We start from the raw sequence: 17,938 nt of genomic DNA on the forward strand, positions 1-17,938 counted from the left end.
CGATAAAATGAATCAATTACTACTAATCTTACTTTTCCCTTTATTATTAACAGTAGTTTCTTTATTTAAAGGAAGTGCAGTTTCTAAATGGGCTTTTGCAGCTTCGATTGTACCCTTATTGTTTACAATAGGTCTTATAAACAAATTCGTTCCGGATGCGTCCACACAGTTTCTTATTGATCTGCCATGGATTCCATCTATGGGAATTCATTTCAAATTGGGTGTGGATGGGATCAGCATGATGATGATCATTCTTACCAATTTACTGGTGCCTATTATTATCTTGGCAAGCCAAAAACATAAGTACAGCAACCCTAATGCTTTTTATGCGCTCATATTTTTTATGCAGGCCGGATTGCTCGTGGTATTTACCGCACTGGATGGTTTCCTTTTTTATATCGGCTGGGAAGCCGCTTTAATCCCGATCTATTTTATTTGTGCCCTATGGGGAGGCGAAAACCGAATTCGTGTTAACCTCAAGTTTTTCATTTACACCATTGCGGGAAGTTTGATAATGCTTATCGCGATCATTTATCTTCATCTGCAAACTCCGGATAATTCTTATGATATCGCTTCATTTTATAAGCTGAATTTGCCGGCTAATATTCAGGGATGGATCTTTATCGCTTTCTTCCTGGCTTTTGCTATCAAAATGCCGGTATTCCCATTCCACACCTGGCAGCCGGATACGTATACCGAAGCTCCAACAGCAGGTACCATGCTGTTATCGGGTATTATGCTTAAAATGGGAATCTACGGCGTTATCCGCTGGTTGATTCCTGTTGCACCGCTTGGTTTTTCGGAGTGGGGACAAACCGCCATGATTTTATCCATCATCGGTATTGTGTACGCATCTGTTATCGCGTTTACGCAAAAAGATATGAAGCGTTTGGTGGCTTATTCTTCCATTGCCCACGTTGGACTGATATCCGCAGCTATTTTTGCCTGGAATGTACAGGGATTACAAGGGGCTATGATTCAAATGCTGAATCACGGGATTAATGTAGTCGGGATGTTTTTCGTTCTGGATATTATTATCCGCAGAACAAATACCCGCGATATGACTTTAATGGGAGGTATTGCAAAAGTTGCTCCGGGCCTCGCCATAGGCTTTCTGATCCTGTTATTGGGTTCAGTAGGTTTGCCATTAACCAATGGATTTATAGGAGAGTTTTTGTTGCTGATGGGGGTATATAATTACAACATCTGGTATGCTGCAGTTGCTGGTCTTACAATTATTTTCGGAGCGGTTTACATGCTTCGGATGTATCAGAAAATCATGTTTGGAGAGCTTAATGAACGTACTTCATTATTTGGGGATATCGATTTGACCGAAAAAGCAGTTCTGCTGATTCTGTGTGTGCTGGTGATCGGTATTGGTATTTATCCAAATCCGCTGCTGCATATTTCTGAAGCTTCAGTGATTAATTTAATTGAACAGGTAAATCAAAAGATTTTAGTTAAGTAAAGCATGAATACCTTAATAACCTTATCTATTTTAGCAATTGTAGTTTTATATTTAGGACTATTTAAAGCTAAAAAAGCATTGTTGCCTGTTACTATGTTTGGGCTTGCAGCGGCCTTGGGCTTAGCGGTAATTGAATGGAATTCTAATGCCGTTCCCATTTATAGCGGAATGATGTTATTTGATAATTTCGCTGTTGCATTCTCCTCGATCTGTATTTTTTCTTCCATGCTGATATTGCTGGTTTCCAAAGATTACTTTGAGCGGATTAGCGAACATGTGGCCGAATATTACGCCATCATCATTTTTGCCCTTGCCGGGATTGTTGTTATGGTTTCTTATCATAATCTTTCTATGCTTTTTATTGGAATAGAAATTATGTCTTTAAGTCTCTACATTCTTGCCGGTATTCGTAAAAAGAATTTCGCATCAAATGAAGCAGCCCTTAAGTATTTCCTTATGGGAGCCTTTTCTACCGGTTTTTTATTGTTCGGTATTACGCTGCTTTACGGTGCAACCGGATCATTTGATCTGCTGGAAATTAAACAATATGTAATTTCAAATCCAACTATTATTTCTCCGCTGTTTTACGGGGGATTATTATTGCTGATTATCGGTTTAGGTTTTAAAGTGGGCGTTGCTCCATTCCATTTCTGGGCTCCTGATGTGTATGAAGGTTCTCCAACCCTGATTACAGCATTTATGAGTACCGTTGTAAAAACAGCTGGCTTTGCTGCTTTTCTAAGAATCTTTTTAATTTGCTTCGCACCCCTTCATGATTTCTGGATGCCGCCATTATTGGTAATGACGGTAGCAACATTATTTATTGGAAATATTACTGCGCTGTACCAGCATAGCTTTAAGCGCATGCTCACTTATTCCAGTGTATCTCATGCCGGATATATGATGTTTGCCATTATAGCTTTGGGAACTGCATCGGTAAATGCGGTATTTGTATATGCCACAGCTTATTCTATTGCATCTATAATTGCTTTTGCCGTACTAATTCTTGTAAAAAGACAAACAGGTTCTGATAGCTTTGATAGTTTTAACGGATTGGCAAAACGCAACCCTTTTATGGCTTTCACCTTAACTGTGGCGATGCTTTCTCTGGCCGGAATACCTTTAACAGCAGGTTTTATAGGTAAATTCATGATGTTCTCATCAGCACTTTCTGAGTACCATATCTGGCTGATAGTTCTGGCAGTGGTCAACGCTGTAATCGGAATATTCTATTATTTAAGAGTAGTTGTGGCAATGTATTTTAAAGATGCAGAGCGCTCGATTGTGGCAGAATCCCCCTTTTTTAAAGTGGTATTAGCCCTTTCGGCAATAATCACCATTATTTTGGGAATATATCCGGGTGTCATATCAAATCTTTTCTAAGCCGAAAATTATTAATTTAATGTCGTAGATTTACCCATATTCAACATATGTACGAAATTTGGGATACCCTTCAACATTTGATTGATCCGGAAAAATTACTTCGAGAGGGTGGCTTTTATGTAGTCCTGTTTGTTGTTTTTGCAGAAACCGGTTTATTTTTTGGCTTCTTTCTTCCCGGAGATTATTTATTGTTTTTGGCAGGAATGTTTGTTGCCACAAATAAGTTGGATGTTACTATTTATACTTTAATAGCTGGATTAATAGCGGCTGCGGTATCCGGTAATTTCGTAGGATATTGGTTCGGATTAAAAACCGGGCCCGTATTATACCAGAGGCGGGATTCGTTTTTTTTTAAGAAACGATATTTACGGGCAGCCGAAGTTTATTATAAGAAACAAGGCGCTTTTGCTTTAATAATGGGACGATTTATCCCGATAGTTAGAACCTTTGCTCCTATTTTTGCCGGAGTTGTAAAGTTAGAATTTAAGAGATTTGCCTTCTATAATATTTCAGGAGCAGTACTCTGGATTGGATCTTTAACACTGCTGGGTTATTTTTTAGGCCGGAGATTTGAGAAAGAAATTGATCAGTACCTGCTTTATATAATAGTAGGATTTATAATAATTACAACTATACCTCTTATTTGGGGTTACCTTAAAAGGAAAATAGGAGTAGACAAAACTGAAGAAGAAGAGTTAAATCAAGTAGAATAAATATGAGTAAAGACCACCCGTGGCACAATGTTTCCCCAGGTAATGACATTCCATCTATTGTCAACGCCATAATTGAAATACCAAAAGGATCAAAAGCTAAATATGAAATTGATAAAGAATCTGGGCTGATAAAGCTTGACAGAGTTCTGTTTTCATCAGTAATGTATCCTGCAAACTATGGCTTTATACCGCAAACCTATTGCGATGATCATGACCCTTTAGATATATTGGTGTTATGCTCTGTAGATGTTTATCCAATGTCTATTGTTGAAGCAAAAGTAATTGGCGTAATGCATATGGTTGATAATGGGGAGCAGGATGACAAAATTATCGCGGTAGCGAAAAATGATATGTCAGTTAATTATATCAATGACCTGTCCGAATTACCTCCGCATGCAATGAAAGAGATTGTTCGGTTTTTTCAGGATTACAAAGCTCTGGAAGAAAAAAATGTAAGTATTGAACATTTACTTGGTAAAAGATATGCTTATAAAGTAATTAAGGAAAGCATGGAATTGTATCAATCAACTTTCGTTAATAAGTAAAAAATGGGCTTTCAGATTTTTGTTACGTTTTTTCTGGTATTTCTGAACGGATTTTTCGTAGCAGCTGAATTTGCAATTGTGAAAGTAAGAGCTTCACAAATAGAGATTCAAGCGAAAACAGGCAGTAAAGTTGCTAAAATCGCCAAGCACATGACCCAGCATTTGGATGGCTATTTAGCGGCCACCCAGCTGGGTATAACTCTTGCCTCATTAGGCTTAGGTTGGGTGGGTGAAGAAGTAATGGAACACATGCTAAGAAATGTTCTGACTTTTTTCGGCGCTTCAGCCACCTTTGTAAACTCATTCTCAGGCACATTTGCACCTGTAATTGCTTTCAGTATAATTACTGTTCTGCACATTGTATTTGGCGAGCTGGCTCCAAAATCTTTGGCTATCCAGAGACCGGTTAAAACAACAATGGGCATCGCTTTACCGCTACATTTCTTTTACTTAGTTTTCCGCCCGTTTATCTGGTTGTTAAACGGATTCGCAAATGTAATCCTCAAGTTATTCGGGATAAACACTCTAGGTACCCACGAAGCTCACCACAGTTCAGAAGAGCTTCAGTATCTTTTAGATCAGGGAAAAGAAAGTGGCGCATTAGAAAATAATGAGCACGAACTGATTAAAAACGTATTTGATTTTAATGAGCGTGTTGTAAAGAATATAATGGTTCCCCGCACAAAAATTTCGGCGGTTGAACTAACTACTTCACACGACTTGTTTTTAGATAACATTATAAAAGAAGGATATTCCAGAATACCGGTTTATGATGAGACCATTGATAAGATAGTGGGTATTGTTCATGCAAAAGATATTCTGCCCTTACTGGCAAAGAAGCAGGAACTGGTTTTAAAAGACATTATCAGGAAGCCATATTTTATTCCGGAAACTAAAAAGATCAACGATTTGCTGAGTGAATTGCAATTAAAAAGAATTCAAATTGCAATTGTACTGGATGAATTTGGAGGAACAGCCGGAATGGTAACTCTGGAAGATATTGTTGAAGAGCTGGTTGGCGAGATTCAGGATGAGTACGATGAGGAAAAACCGATTGTCGATAAAATATCTGAAACCGAATTTATTGTAAATGCTGAGGCCAGCATTTATGATGTAAATGAATATCTCCCCCATGATCTTCCGGAAGATGGGGATTATGACACCTTAGCTGGTTTGGTTGGCGATTTGTTCGGTAAATTTCCGGAAGTAGGCGAAATGCAGGAATTTAACGGGTACAACATTATTATCCTTAAAAAGACCGAGCAAAATATTGAATCAGTAAAACTGGAATTGGTCATTAATAATTCTGACGCAATAGACCTTCATTAATTATTGCGGCTTTAACTGTTAGAGATATGCATCTTTTTTACACTCCTTTAATTAATGGGAAACTCCATCTTTTAAATGAGGAAGAAAGTAAACACTGCATAAAAGTACTGCGGATGCAGCTTCATGATGAGATTTATCTGATTGACGGCAAAGGAGGTTTTTACACAGCACAAATAATAGATCCGCATCCTAAAAGAACTGCTTTAAAAATTACGGAGGCCAGGTTTGAATACGGCAAACGTAATCATCATTTGCATATCGCTATTGCGCCAACTAAAAATATTGAGCGTACCGAATGGTTTCTGGAAAAAGCGGCTGAAATTGGTATCGATGAAATTTCCATCATGATCTGTGATAGGTCTGAAAGGAAGGAAGTCAAAACCGAGCGGTTGAGTAAAGTTATAACAGCAGCCGTTAAGCAATCCTTAAAAGCGTATCATCCAAAACTTAATGAAGCTGTATCCTTTAAAAAAATTATTGAAAGTGATTTTCCCGGTGAAAAATATATTGCTCATTGCATAGACAGCGACAAGCAGTTTTTAAAACAGAATCTTATTCCACACTCCCGGTATTTAATTTTGATAGGACCAGAAGGAGATTTTACAACATCTGAAGTTGATCTTGCTCTGAAAGCCGGATTTAAACCTATAACTTTAGGAGAATCCCGGCTAAGAACCGAAACAGCAGCGCTGGAAGCAGTTTTTGAGATAAATTTTTTAAACCGATGAACAGGAACATTTTTCTTTACCTCATATCAGGTTTATTTTGCTTTGTTCTGCTTTCTTTCTATTCTCCCACATATAAATTGGCCAAACTTAAATACAGCGGTGGTGGAGACTGGTATGCAAACCGGAGTGCTCTGCCAAACCTTATTAAATTTTGCAACCAAAATTTGAATACTAATTTTGATGACGAGGATGCTATTGTTGAGGTTGGAAGTGCTGATTTGTTTAATTACCCTTTTGTTTATTTAACAGGTCATGGAAATGTGTCGTTTTCTGACCAGGAAGCTCAGAATTTGGCAACTTATCTTAAAGGTGGAGGCTTTCTTCATATCGATGATAATTATGGATTAGATCAGTTCATAAGGCCTCAAATGAAAAAGGTTTTTCCCGAGCTGGATTTTATTGAGCTACCAGCCAGTCACCCTATTTATAATCAAAAATTTAAATTTCCTTCAGGGCTTCCCAAAATCCATGAACATGACGGAAAACGCCCGCAAGGTTTTGCTCTTATATTAAAAGGAAGAGTAGTATGTTATTATACCTTTGAAACAGATTTAGGTAATGGTTGGGAAGATTTTGGTACATATCCCTCCGACAGCGAAGAAACCCGTCTCAAAGCCCTGAAAATGGGAGCTAATCTAGTGCAGTATGCGTTAACTCAATAAATATGTTAAAAATTAAAGTAAACAAAAAGTTTGATTTCCAGATAGTTGAGGATAAGTCTATTCTAAAGATTAATAATACACCTGTCGCTGCTGATATATATCAAATTAATAAAGATCATTTTCATGTAATCTCCTCCGGCAAATCTTTTAGAGTTGAAGTTGTGGAGTATAATAAAAATGAAAAACGCTGTACTGTAAAAGTAAACTCAACTATTTATACTCTGGAAATTAGCAATCAATATGATGAGTTACTGCATCAATTGGGTCTTGACCATTTAACAACTGCCAAACCCGGTGATTTGAAAGCTCCAATGCCTGGACTGGTTCTTAAAATTCTTGTATCAGAAGGTGATGAAATTAAAAAGGGCGATAATCTTCTGGTACTTGAAGCGATGAAAATGGAAAATATCATTAAAGCTTCTGCAGATGCTAAAATTAAAAATATTAAGATTAAACCTGCCGATAAGCTGGAGAAAAACCAGGTAATGATTGTTTTTGAATAATTGATATTTTTATTTCTATAAAGTTTGATGTAATAAATAATATCTAGGTTAATTATTTTGGATAGTTTTTGCTAACTTCCTTAAACACAATTTAATCTGAGATTATTTATGAAAAAAATCTTACTATCTATTCTAGGCCTTCTGCTATCTTATTCCTTAACTTTTGCTCAAAGCACTACAGTTAATGGAAAAGTTACTGCAGTAAGTGACGGTTTACCCTTACCGGGGGTGAGTGTATCCGTTAAAGGAAATCCGGCAGTTGGTACGCTAACAGATGCTCAGGGATTATTTAAATTAAATGTTTCTGCTAATGCCACTACGCTTGTATTCAAGTATATTGGTTACCGGCAAAAGGAAGTTCCTGTTTCTACCTCCATGATGGACGTTCAGATGGATGAAGAACAAAAGCAATTATCTGAAGTAGTTGTAGTGGGTTATGGAACTCAGATTAAACAGGATTTAACAGGATCGATATCCGGTGTTAAAGCCAAGGATATCGCAAATCTTCCACTTCCAACATTTGAAACAGCCCTGCAGGGTCGTGCAGCCGGTGTATTTATTAATTCTGGTTCCGGAAAGCTAGGGCAGGCAATCAATATTCGTATCCGGGGTATTTCATCTGTTTCTGCCAGTAATCAGCCTCTGTTTGTAATTGACGGACAGCCGGTAATTTCTCAAAGCCTGGGCAGTTCTACCGAGCCTGATAATCCGCTTTCATCAATTGCGCCGGAAGATATTCTTTCTATTGATGTGTTAAAAGATGCTTCAGCAGCGGCTATTTATGGCTCAAGAGCCGCAAATGGTGTAATTCTGGTAACTACTAAAAGCGGTATTCAGGGCAGAACCCAGGTTTCTGTAGGATATTATACCGGTTTCAGTCAACCAACCCGCAAACAGGAATTTTTAAATGCTGCACAATACAAAGAATTATTTGGCGAAGCAGCATCAAATATGGGATATGACGCAGCAGAGGAGTTCGAGGCTGAGTCAGGAACCACAGACTGGAATGAAAACTACGATACCAATTGGGCAGATAAAGCTTTTCAGGACGGTGCAATTTCTCAGTATTCAGTTTCTATGAATGGTGGCGACAGCAAAACCAGATTTCTGGTTAATGGGGGGTATAGTGATCAAAAAGGAATAATAGCCGGAAATAAACTTAATCGGGCAAATGGCCGGATTAATCTGGATCATTCTGTCGTTAAAAATCTAAAAATAGGATTAAATTTATCCCTTAATAAAACCGTTAATTACCGGGTTGCAAGTGATAATGCATTTACCAATCCATTGCAGTTGAATGCTATCCCTTCTATTCAGGCTTTTATAGATCCGGCCACGGGATCATTAAACAGATCTACATTTTATTATAATAATCTAATAGATCTTGTAGAAGCTACCAATGAGTCAAAGCAATTCAGATCATTAAGTAATGCTTTTTTAGATTGGGATATTATTCCGTCTTTGAAATTCAGATCTGAATTTGGTTTTGATATTGTGCAGCTGGAGGAAGAACAATTTAACGGTCGTGAAACCCTGGATGGTGCACCTTCCGGTTATGCGTTTAATAATCAGGTTCGTGCTTCGTCTTACAATACCAATAACGTTTTAACGTATACTAAGGTATTCGATAAGCACAATATTGAATTATTGGGTGGAGTATCTTTTCAGGAAGCACGTACTTTTTCTACGTCCTCCACCGGACAGGGTTTTCCAAGTGATAAGTTTACAAAGATTGCCAGCGCCGCTATTATAAGCGCCGGTAATTCTACTGAAACCGGGTTTAGCTTTTTGTCATATTTCTCACGTGCCAATTATAAATTTAATAACCGGTATTTATTAAGCGGTTCTGTTCGGGTTGATGGTTCGTCCAGATTTGGAAGTGATAACCGGTATGGTGTATTTCCTGCAGTCTCTGCCGGATGGATTGTTTCCCAGGAAAATTTCCTGAAAGAAAGTACCGCTATTAGTTTCTTAAAATTGAGAGCCAGTTATGGAACTACCGGAAACTCGGAGATTGGAAACTTTGCTTCCCGTACTTTATACGGTGCTTCTCCTTATGCAGATCAATCTGGAATTGTTTTCAGCCAGCTCGGCAGACCTGATTTAAGCTGGGAAAAAACGAACCAACTGGATATCGGACTCGATTTTGGTTTATTCAATGATCGGATAAGCATGGAATTGGATTATTTCAATAAGCAAACATCTGATCTGCTGTTAAATCTTCCTTTACCTGCAACCAATGGTTTTACGGTTATTACCAAAAACCTGGGCAGTCTGGAGAATAAGGGATTTGAAGCCTCGTTGAATACTCAAAACCTTGTTGGAGACTTTAAATGGAGTACCAGTTTTAATATTTCTACGTATAAAAACAAATTAACCAATTTAAATGGCTCTACGATAGATGGTGGAGGAAGGCAGCTTGGTAGAATATCTGAAGGAGAACCTTACGGATACTTCTACGGTCCGAAATATGCTGGTGTAAACAGAGAGAATGGCAATGCTCAGTATTATGAAGAAGATGGTTCAATTGTAGATCAGGATGATTTCTCCGGTTACAGCCAGAAAGTAGGTGATCCAAATCCGGAGTTTATTGGTGGTTTTGGTAATAAATTTTCATTCAAGAATTTTGATCTGGATGTTCAGACTCAGTTTGTTTATGGAAATGATCTGTATAATATCGCTGGTTTCTTCCAGTCTGTAAACGGAGATTATTTTGATAATCAAACGGTAGATCAGTTGAAAAGATGGCAAAAGCCCGGTGATATCACCAATGTTCCACAAGCCAGGCTTTACGAAGGTAACGGTGCAATTAAATCTTCTCGTTGGGTACAGGATGGTTCTTACTTCCGCGTAAAAAATGTGGTTTTAGGATATAATCTTCCGAAATCATTTATTTCTAGAGCCAAAATTCAGAATGCCCGCATTTTTGCCGCAGCTCAAAACCTGTTTACTTTTACAGATTACAGCGGATATGATCCGGAAGTGAATGCTACCTATACTGGTAATGTGAATTTGGGCCATGATTTTTATACACCACCTCAGGCCCGTACCATTACGTTTGGAATAAATATGGGTTTTTAAGCTGACTAATAACTAAGAAAACATGGAAAAGAAATATATAAAAAAGGCGTTAATGATTGTTTTTTTGGCAACATTAACTACTTCGTGTGATAAAAAGCTCGAATTTGAGCCCAGACAAAATATTGATGCCACAACAGCTCTCGAATCAAGTTCGGACATAAGAAGTGCTGTAATTGGTGCCTATTCAATTATGGGTGGCGGAGCTCTTTATGGTACCAATCTCAATATTTTACCGGAACTCCTTGGCTCAGATAATTATGTACGCTGGGCCGGAACATTTCAAAGTTACCGTCAGGTAGCAAACAGAGCTATGTTACCTAATAATGCGGATATTACCCGCACCTGGATTCAGGCTTATGCTGCTATTAATAATGTTAACAATGTTCTGGAGAATTTAGATAAAGTTACTGATGTAGCAGAAAAATCCACTTATGAAGGTGAATCACTTTGGGTAAGGGGAATTATGCATTTTGAACTGGTTAGACTTTATGCTTTACCTTATGATAGTGCAACTCCCGGAGCTAATACCCAGCTTGGGATTCCCATTTCTGTAACAGCGGTGAAAGCCGAAGAAACTGCCGCAGTTAAAGGAAAAAGAAATACGGTTGAGGAAGTTTACAATCAGGTTTTGGCCGATTTGACTGCTGCTATTTCTAAATTACCTGAGGATAATGGCGCCAGGGCAGATATTTACACTGCTTTAGCTTTCCGATCAAGAGTATATTTAGCAATGGGAAGATATGCAGACGCTCTTGCAGACGCTAATACAATAATTGACAATCCACGTTTTAGATTAAGTGCTACTCTTGAATCTGTATTTTCTAACAAACGTACCAGTGAAGCCTTATTTGAGATTGAGCAAAATGATCAGAATAATGCAGGAACATCCAATGACGGACTCACCACGTTTTATGCGAGCCTTGTTGGAATAGGCAGAGCTGATTTGCGGGTGAATGCAGCCTTCCAGGCTTTATATCCTGCCAATGATGCACGGGGCAAAGATTTAATTTATACAGGTGTCGGTGCCCGTCCTGGAAATTTATATACCGGGAAATGGAAAACATTCGGTCAGAATATTCCTGTAATCCGCCTAGCGGAAATGTATCTAACCAGAGCTGAGTGTAATTTCAGACTGGGGAGTTCAGTTGGCAACACACCTTTGGCAGATGTCAATGTAATCAGAACGCGATCCGGAGCCGCTCCTTTACTTGCAGTTACTTTAAATAATATTTTATTAGAAAGAGAACTGGAGCTTGCTTTTGAGGGATCACGCATTCATGATCTCAGACGAACCAAAAGATCTACAGGGGCATTTGCATATAATAGTCCGGAATTAGTTTTTCCTATTCCTGAAAGGGAGATCAGGGCGAATACTGAGCTTGTTCAGAATCCGGGTTATTTGTAGTCAAACAAATATCCAATACAAAACGTCTAAAGGGATTTTCCCTTTAGACGTTTCTTTTTTTAAAGGCCATCGAATATCTTATTATTATCCGCCTTAAATAATTACGGATATAGAGTGAATGCTTATGTTAACTGCCGACCAGTGGTTACCATGTATAGCATTATTATTCAGCTGTAATTATATGTCGGGGATGAGCAAAAAAAGGGATCGCTTAGCGATCCCTTTTTTTGTAAGGTAATTTTTATCTACCCTTTTTTAAAGATTTTGCTTTTGATTTTGGCTGATCAAAATGCGGTTTACCTCCGGTGTTAATCTCAGGCTCACCAACTAATGTCATGGCACATCTGAAACCCAATTCAGCACCAGCTTCTTCCTGTTGTTTAAATCTTCTGGTAGCTGGATTAAGCCAATAAGCTCTGTCATTCCATGAACCGCCTTTGAATACTCTTGATTTATCATTAACCAGCGTAGTAACGCCGTAAAGGTCCTGATTTACTGAATCTAAATGTCCACGGAAATCAGGATTATATGGTTTGCCTGCAATTGCAGAACTATCTCTTGAAGCCTGATCGCTTTGAATCTCAGCCCATGTTTGTTTTTTACCGGCCTTGGCAGCATCTTTAATCGGGCGACCGTATTTATCTTTTGCGTAAGTACCCTTATCTCTGTCAGATAAACGCTTATTTACATATTCATTTCCACGGAAAGGATTAAAATCTGCAAAATCCTCAAATGACAGTTTTCGGTAAACATCAGCCGTCCACTCATTTACATTTCCTGCCATATTATATAAGCCGAAATCATTTGGAAGGTAATTGCGAACTGGAGCAGTTATATCGGCTTTATCATTCAGATATCCGCCTGTACCCATGTTATCACCTTCACCCCGTTTAAAGTTGGCCAGAATCATACCCTGCGTTTTCTTTTTAGGAGAACGTACGCCTAAACCATTCCATGGATAGATTTTTCCGTCAGAGATGTTTTCGTATTCAGTATTTCCTGCTAAGGAAAGCGCAGCATATTCCCATTCTGCCTCAGTAGGTAAACGGTACGGTTGTTTTAAAACACCATCCTCTAATCTAACCGGACGTGTTGGACCTTTGCTACCTTTAGCGGTTGCACCAGTTGTGGTGGTGTTTGGATTTAAATCTCTTGGCATTTTCTTGCCGTCAATTCCTTCGCCTCTGTACTGTCCATTTAAATAAATATCGGTGTTGAAAGGTTCAGAAGAGGTAGCAGTAGTTGTAGTGGCTCCTGCAGATTTGCCTTTACCTGCACCTGCTAAAGTTTTATAATCAATTAAAATTCCACGCTGGCGTAAAATTTCTTCATTCACACGATCTGTACGCCATTCGCAATATGCATTAGCCTGTTCCCAGGTAACTCCAACAACAGGATAATCCTGAAATGCAGGATGACGTAAATAGTTATTTACGTAAGGCTCATTATATGAAAGGGGTTGCCTCCAAACTAAAGTATCGGGCAATGCATTATAATAGTATTCTCTGTCTTCAGGAAAATTTCTTCTGATCCAGTATAAATATTCCAGCCAGTCAACATTTGCAACCTCCGTTTCATCCATATAAAAAGAGGCAACAGTAACGCGTCGGCGAACATTATCGAATTCATATCCCAAATCCTGATTCAGACTTCCACCCATTACAAATGTACCGCCCTCAATAGCTACTAATCCCGGACCTGGACCTGGTTTTACCTTTTTATTTACTTCGAAACCGCCGTTGTACTTATCATTGTAGGCCATTCCCGTTTTTGAGGATGCCTGACGTTTTTTACAGCCGGTTCCTAAAAAGAAAACTGCCAAAATAGCGGTACAGAAAATTATAGATATTCTTATCATTAGGTGTAAATGAGCATTTAATTTTTAAAAATACTAAATCAGAATAATATCACAAATCAAATAGATCGTAATGTACGTGGTTTAATAGTCAATTTACTTTTACTACTCAAACGAAAATCCGATAAAAAGAGTTACAAACTGTTTGGATTTTTTGAAATCAATTTTGAAACGATTTGTGCCTCAGATTATTGTTCCAATTTTACACAATGATCATTGTTCAGGATGATGCCCGTTGATTTTTAAAATTTAAGCGCAAAATAATTTCATGTTTTTTTGAAGAAAGAATTGATGATGCATTTTCAAGGAAGTTTTTATGTGGTATAACAAATCGGTAAGAATATTTTACAGTCAATACAAACAGTATGGCCATGACAAATTTGTTAGCTGTAACTGTAATTTTGGATTCTTTAGACAAGCCGAAATTAGTTATATTGAAATATCTTAATTAATTCTATTTTTGGTGTTAATGCTACTCTTAAAAATATGACATTGAATACAATCATGCGGGGATCACTTCTTTCTTTGAGCTTAACTTTAGTATATAGTTTCGCTTTTAGTCAAACACAAAGTGACGGCAGGCAAACCAATACCATTCAGACCGCAGCCCCATTTTTGCTGATTGCTCCCGATGCCCGTTCTGGCGCCATGGGCGACGTAGGCGTAGCAATTTCTGCTGATGCGAATGCAATGCACTGGAATCCCGCTAAATTGGCTTTCATGGAAAATTCAACTGGTTTTTCCGTTTCCTACACTCCCTGGCTAAGAAATCTTGTTCCCGATATTGATCTGGGTTATTTATCTGTTTATCATCGTTTGGATGATCGAAATACGATTGGAGGTTCTCTGCGTTATTTCTCATACGGTCCTATTCAGCTAACCGATAATAACCAGAATGACATTGGTATTTACAGCCCTAACGAATTTGCGATAGACGGAACTTTTGCACGTCAGTTTGGAGAGAATTTTTCATTGGGAACTGCAATCAGGTATATCAGATCGAGTTTAAGTAACGGGCAGTTTAACGGACAGGAAATCAGACCTGCTTCAGCACTTGCAGCAGATGTTTCGGCTTATTACAAAAAACCTGGAACCTTGTTAGGTAAAGATGCCGAGATAGCTTTAGGACTGAATATTTCGAATATCGGCACGAAGGTGAATTATTCTGATGCCGCTGAAAAATCATTCCTTCCTACGAATATGAAATTAGGTGGAGCTACCACACTTAATATTGATGATCTGAATCAGTTTACTGTTGCATTGGATTTTAATAAGTTATTGGTGCCAACCAGCCCAATACGTGATGAGGACGGAAATATAATCAGCGGTAAAGATCCTGACCGCTCTGTTCCTTCCGGAATATTTGGTTCCTTTAGTGATGCTCCCGGAGGATTTTCCGAAGAGCTGAGAGAAATCAGTTATTCTATAGGCACAGAATACTGGTATAATAAACAGTTTGCCGTTCGGGCCGGATATTTTTATGAAAACCCAAGCAAGGGCGACAGACAATATGCTACGCTGGGAGCAGGTTTAAGATATAATGTATTCGATCTGGATATTGCCTACCTGCTGGCTAATCAGCAAAAAAGTCCTTTGGCGCAAACTCTCCGCTTTTCCCTCATGTTCAATTTTGTCAAAAAGTAATTTCAATTTATGAAGATCCGGGTTGGGTTTGGGTTTGATGTCCATCAATTGGTGGAAAATCATCCTTTTGTAATGGGAGGTGTAAGCCTGGAACATCATTCCGGGGCTTACGGACATTCAGATGCCGATGTGTTGCTTCATGCTATATGCGACGGACTTTTAGGTGCCGCTAACCTGCGTGATATTGGTCATCATTTTTCGAATACTGATGAGCGCTGGAAAGGAATCAGCAGTTTGTTATTGCTCCAGGAATGTGTAAAATTATTGGCAGAAAAAGGCTGGACTATTGGCAATATAGATGCGATGATTTGTCTGGAGGCTCCTAAAATTAATCCCCATGTAGCCGAAATGAAAAAAAATATTGCGGAAGCAATTTTGATCAGCGAAGAAGATATTTCTATTAAGGCAACCACTAACGAAACCATGGGATTTATCGGGCGTGGCGAAGGTGTTGTTGCTTACGCGGTTTGCCTTATTGAAAAAGCATAATTCAGTTTTTCGGGGTCGGGATTTTTATTTTACTAAAATCTGCAGCACATTTATTGCAATTACTTGCACATCCGTTTTTAGAATTTAAGCTTCGGTAAATTATTCGCCCAACATAAAATAGTGCCCCTGCAAATAAAATAATCAATATTATTTCCTGAATTCCCATTAAAGCAAAATTAGATTATTGTAAAATAATAATTGTCAATTGATCTTCAGATTAATAGATATCTAAATATCAGATTTAAAAAGCTACCTTTGCAGAAATTTTCATAAGTAGTTTTTGCATGCAAAATATCCGGAATATAGCGATCATCGCACACGTTGACCACGGTAAAACGACCCTGGTTGATAAAATTTTACATCAAACCAATCTTTTTCGGGACAACCAGGCAAAGGGTGAATTGATACTTGACAGTAACGATCTTGAACGTGAACGTGGTATAACCATCGTTTCAAAAAACGTATCTGTTAACTATAAAGGTGTTAAAATCAATATTATTGATACCCCAGGTCACGCCGATTTTGGCGGTGAAGTTGAGCGGGTACTTAAAATGGCTGATGGCGTTCTGTTATTGGTCGATGCGTTTGAAGGTGCAATGCCTCAAACTCGTTTTGTTACTCAAAAAGCATTGGCTCTTGGCTTAAAACCAATTGTTGTTGTTAATAAAGTGGATAAAGAAAACTGTCGCCCAGAGGAAGTTTACGAATCTATTTTTGAATTATTCTTCAACCTGGAAGCAACTGAAGATCAGTTGGATTTCCCCGTTATTTACGGTTCATCCAAACACGGATGGATGAGTACTGACTGGAAAAATCAAACAGAAGATATCACTCCATTAATGGATGCTATCCTTGAATTCATTCCACCTGCTCCTACATTTGACGGAACATTGCAAATGCAGATTACCTCATTAGATTATTCATCTTTTGTTGGCCGTATTGCTGTAGGTCGTGTTGCACGTGGTACCATTAAAGAGAACCAACCGGTTTCTTTAGTAAAACGTGACGGAACTATTCAGAAGTCAAGAATTAAAGAATTATATACCTTCGAAGGTCTTGGTAAAATTAAAGTAACCGAAGTTGGATCAGGAGATATCTGCGCAGTTGTAGGTATTGAAGGATTTGATATTGGTGATACAATTGCTGATTTTGAGAAACCGGAACAACTGGCCGTTATCAAAATTGATGAGCCAACCATGAACATGTTGTTCACAATCAATAACTCACCTTTCTTTGGTAAGGAAGGTAAATTTGTTACTTCCCGTCATCTTCGTGATCGTTTGATGAAGGAAATGGAGAAAAATCTTGCCCTGAAAGTGGTTGAGACAGATTCTCCGGATTCATACCTGGTTTATGGCCGTGGAATTCTGCATTTATCAGTATTGATTGAGACTATGCGTCGCGAAGGATATGAGATCCAGGTAGGACAGCCGCAGGTAATCGTTAAAGAAATTGACGGTGCCAAATGTGAGCCTATTGAAACTCTTATTGTTGATGTTCCCGGAGAAGTTTCCGGTAAAGTTATCGAGCTGGTAACTCAGCGTAAAGGTGAGTTATTGGTGATGGAGCCTAAAGGAGATCTTCAGCATCTTGAATTTGAGATTCCTGCACGCGGTATCATCGGTCTTCGTAATAATGTTTTAACGGCTACAGCCGGAGAAGCAATTATGGCTCACCGTTTCAAAGCATACGAGCCATGGAAAGGAACAATTCCAGGTCGTTTGAATGGTGTATTGGTTTCAATGGATAAAGGTCAGACAACAGCTTATTCAATAGATAAATTACAGGATCGCGGTCGGTTCTTTGTAGATCCGGGTGTGGATGTGTATGAAGGTCAAATACTTGGCGAGCATATTCGCGATAATGATTTGGTTGTAAATCTTGTAAAAGGAAAAGCATTGACTAACATGCGTGCTTCCGGAACGGATGATAACACCCGTATTGCACCGGCTATCAAGTTTTCACTTGAAGAAGCCATGGAGTACATCCAGGCTGATGAGTATATCGAGATTACGCCAAAAAGCATGCGTCTGCGTAAAATTTATCTTACTGAATCTGAACGTAAAATCAATTCTAAGAAATTTACAAATCAGTAAAATTTTAATAAAAGTATTCTGTGAGGGGATATGTAAG

The 17,938-nt window shown here is 38.4% G+C and carries 15 protein-coding genes; 13 read left to right on the top strand and 2 right to left on the bottom strand.

Annotation, left to right across the window (positions count from 1 at the left end; genetic code table 11):
• Positions 1-7 precede the first annotated feature (7 nt).
• From G521_RS0105720 to G521_RS0105765, 10 genes are all read left to right on the top strand, one after another.
• Positions 8-1,468: a complex I subunit 4 family protein gene (locus G521_RS0105720; protein WP_026897685.1), complete on the top strand. Its 1,461-nt coding sequence runs from the start codon at positions 8-10 to the stop codon at positions 1,466-1,468.
• Between the two features lie 3 nt (positions 1,469-1,471).
• Entirely contained in the window at positions 1,472-2,851 is a 1,380-nt protein-coding gene (locus tag G521_RS0105725; RefSeq protein WP_026897686.1) for an NADH-quinone oxidoreductase subunit N, read from the top strand.
• A gap of 47 nt (positions 2,852-2,898) precedes the next feature.
• The gene (locus G521_RS0105730; RefSeq protein WP_026897687.1) at positions 2,899-3,564 is read left to right on the top strand and encodes a DedA family protein; all 666 of its coding nucleotides are present in this window, start codon (positions 2,899-2,901) and stop codon (positions 3,562-3,564) included.
• Between the two features lie 2 nt (positions 3,565-3,566).
• Positions 3,567-4,109 carry an inorganic diphosphatase gene (locus tag G521_RS0105735; RefSeq protein ID WP_026897688.1) on the top strand — a complete coding sequence of 181 codons (543 nt, stop codon included), beginning with the start codon at positions 3,567-3,569 and terminating at the stop codon, positions 4,107-4,109.
• Positions 4,110-4,112: 3 nt separating this feature from the next.
• Positions 4,113-5,438: a hemolysin family protein gene (locus tag G521_RS0105740; protein WP_026897689.1), complete on the top strand. Its 1,326-nt coding sequence runs from the start codon at positions 4,113-4,115 to the stop codon at positions 5,436-5,438.
• 26 nt (positions 5,439-5,464) lie between these two features.
• The gene (locus tag G521_RS0105745) at positions 5,465-6,166 is read left to right on the top strand and encodes a 16S rRNA (uracil(1498)-N(3))-methyltransferase (RefSeq protein ID WP_026897690.1); all 702 of its coding nucleotides are present in this window, start codon (positions 5,465-5,467) and stop codon (positions 6,164-6,166) included.
• Positions 6,163-6,828, top strand: a complete 666-nt coding sequence (locus G521_RS0105750; RefSeq protein WP_026897691.1) for a DUF4159 domain-containing protein — start codon at positions 6,163-6,165, stop codon at positions 6,826-6,828. Before G521_RS0105745 ends, G521_RS0105750 begins: the two co-directional genes overlap by 4 nt.
• 2 nt (positions 6,829-6,830) lie before the next feature.
• The gene (locus G521_RS0105755) at positions 6,831-7,331 is read left to right on the top strand and encodes an acetyl-CoA carboxylase biotin carboxyl carrier protein subunit (RefSeq protein WP_026897692.1); all 501 of its coding nucleotides are present in this window, start codon (positions 6,831-6,833) and stop codon (positions 7,329-7,331) included.
• A gap of 108 nt (positions 7,332-7,439) precedes the next feature.
• Entirely contained in the window at positions 7,440-10,412 is a 2,973-nt protein-coding gene (locus G521_RS0105760) for a SusC/RagA family TonB-linked outer membrane protein (RefSeq protein ID WP_026897693.1), read from the top strand.
• A 22-nt stretch (positions 10,413-10,434) separates the two neighbouring features.
• Positions 10,435-11,817: a RagB/SusD family nutrient uptake outer membrane protein gene (locus G521_RS0105765; protein ID WP_026897694.1), complete on the top strand. Its 1,383-nt coding sequence runs from the start codon at positions 10,435-10,437 to the stop codon at positions 11,815-11,817.
• 241 nt (positions 11,818-12,058) lie between these two features.
• Here G521_RS0105765 and G521_RS0105770 read toward each other — a convergent pair whose 3' ends face one another.
• Entirely contained in the window at positions 12,059-13,675 is a 1,617-nt protein-coding gene (locus G521_RS0105770) for an SUMF1/EgtB/PvdO family nonheme iron enzyme (protein WP_026897695.1), read from the bottom strand.
• Positions 13,676-14,158: 483 nt separating this feature from the next.
• On the opposite strand from G521_RS0105770, the gene porV reads away from it, so the two are divergent.
• Both porV and ispF read left to right on the top strand, forming a co-directional pair.
• Positions 14,159-15,316 (top strand): type IX secretion system outer membrane channel protein PorV, encoded by a 1,158-nt coding sequence (gene porV / locus G521_RS0105780; RefSeq protein ID WP_026897696.1) that lies wholly within the window; start codon positions 14,159-14,161, stop codon positions 15,314-15,316.
• A gap of 9 nt (positions 15,317-15,325) precedes the next feature.
• The gene (gene ispF, locus G521_RS0105785) at positions 15,326-15,805 is read left to right on the top strand and encodes a 2-C-methyl-D-erythritol 2,4-cyclodiphosphate synthase (RefSeq protein WP_026897697.1); all 480 of its coding nucleotides are present in this window, start codon (positions 15,326-15,328) and stop codon (positions 15,803-15,805) included.
• Between the two features lies 1 nt (position 15,806).
• Here the strand turns inward: ispF and G521_RS17995 are convergent, their stop codons facing one another.
• Positions 15,807-15,971, bottom strand: coding sequence for a FeoB-associated Cys-rich membrane protein (locus G521_RS17995; protein WP_081675018.1), 165 nt, complete (start codon positions 15,969-15,971; stop codon positions 15,807-15,809).
• Between the two features lie 118 nt (positions 15,972-16,089).
• Between G521_RS17995 and typA the strand changes: the two genes are divergently transcribed.
• A complete protein-coding gene (gene typA / locus G521_RS0105795) occupies positions 16,090-17,901 on the top strand; it encodes a translational GTPase TypA (RefSeq protein ID WP_026897698.1) in 1,812 nt (603 codons plus the stop codon).
• Positions 17,902-17,938 lie beyond the last annotated feature (37 nt).

Source organism: Daejeonella oryzae DSM 19973 (genome assembly GCF_000422945.1).
Lineage (GTDB): Bacteria > Bacteroidota > Bacteroidia > Sphingobacteriales > Sphingobacteriaceae > Daejeonella > Daejeonella oryzae.

Excerpts from the sequence above, each read along its gene's own strand:
- G521_RS0105720 (WP_026897685.1), top strand. The coding sequence starts at position 8 with ATGAATCAATTACTACTAATCTTACTTTTCCCTTTATTATTAACAGTA.
- G521_RS0105725 (WP_026897686.1), top strand. The coding sequence starts at position 1,472 with ATGAATACCTTAATAACCTTATCTATTTTAGCAATTGTAGTTTTATAT.
- G521_RS0105730 (WP_026897687.1), top strand. The coding sequence starts at position 2,899 with ATGTACGAAATTTGGGATACCCTTCAACATTTGATTGATCCGGAAAAA.
- G521_RS0105735 (WP_026897688.1), top strand. The coding sequence starts at position 3,567 with ATGAGTAAAGACCACCCGTGGCACAATGTTTCCCCAGGTAATGACATT.
- G521_RS0105740 (WP_026897689.1), top strand. The coding sequence starts at position 4,113 with ATGGGCTTTCAGATTTTTGTTACGTTTTTTCTGGTATTTCTGAACGGA.
- G521_RS0105745 (WP_026897690.1), top strand. The coding sequence starts at position 5,465 with ATGCATCTTTTTTACACTCCTTTAATTAATGGGAAACTCCATCTTTTA.
- G521_RS0105750 (WP_026897691.1), top strand. The coding sequence starts at position 6,163 with ATGAACAGGAACATTTTTCTTTACCTCATATCAGGTTTATTTTGCTTT.
- G521_RS0105755 (WP_026897692.1), top strand. The coding sequence starts at position 6,831 with ATGTTAAAAATTAAAGTAAACAAAAAGTTTGATTTCCAGATAGTTGAG.
- G521_RS0105760 (WP_026897693.1), top strand. The coding sequence starts at position 7,440 with ATGAAAAAAATCTTACTATCTATTCTAGGCCTTCTGCTATCTTATTCC.
- G521_RS0105765 (WP_026897694.1), top strand. The coding sequence starts at position 10,435 with ATGGAAAAGAAATATATAAAAAAGGCGTTAATGATTGTTTTTTTGGCA.
- G521_RS0105770 (WP_026897695.1), bottom strand. The coding sequence starts at position 13,675 with ATGATAAGAATATCTATAATTTTCTGTACCGCTATTTTGGCAGTTTTC.
- porV (WP_026897696.1), top strand. The coding sequence starts at position 14,159 with ATGACATTGAATACAATCATGCGGGGATCACTTCTTTCTTTGAGCTTA.
- ispF (WP_026897697.1), top strand. The coding sequence starts at position 15,326 with ATGAAGATCCGGGTTGGGTTTGGGTTTGATGTCCATCAATTGGTGGAA.
- G521_RS17995 (WP_081675018.1), bottom strand. The coding sequence starts at position 15,971 with ATGGGAATTCAGGAAATAATATTGATTATTTTATTTGCAGGGGCACTA.
- typA (WP_026897698.1), top strand. The coding sequence starts at position 16,090 with ATGCAAAATATCCGGAATATAGCGATCATCGCACACGTTGACCACGGT.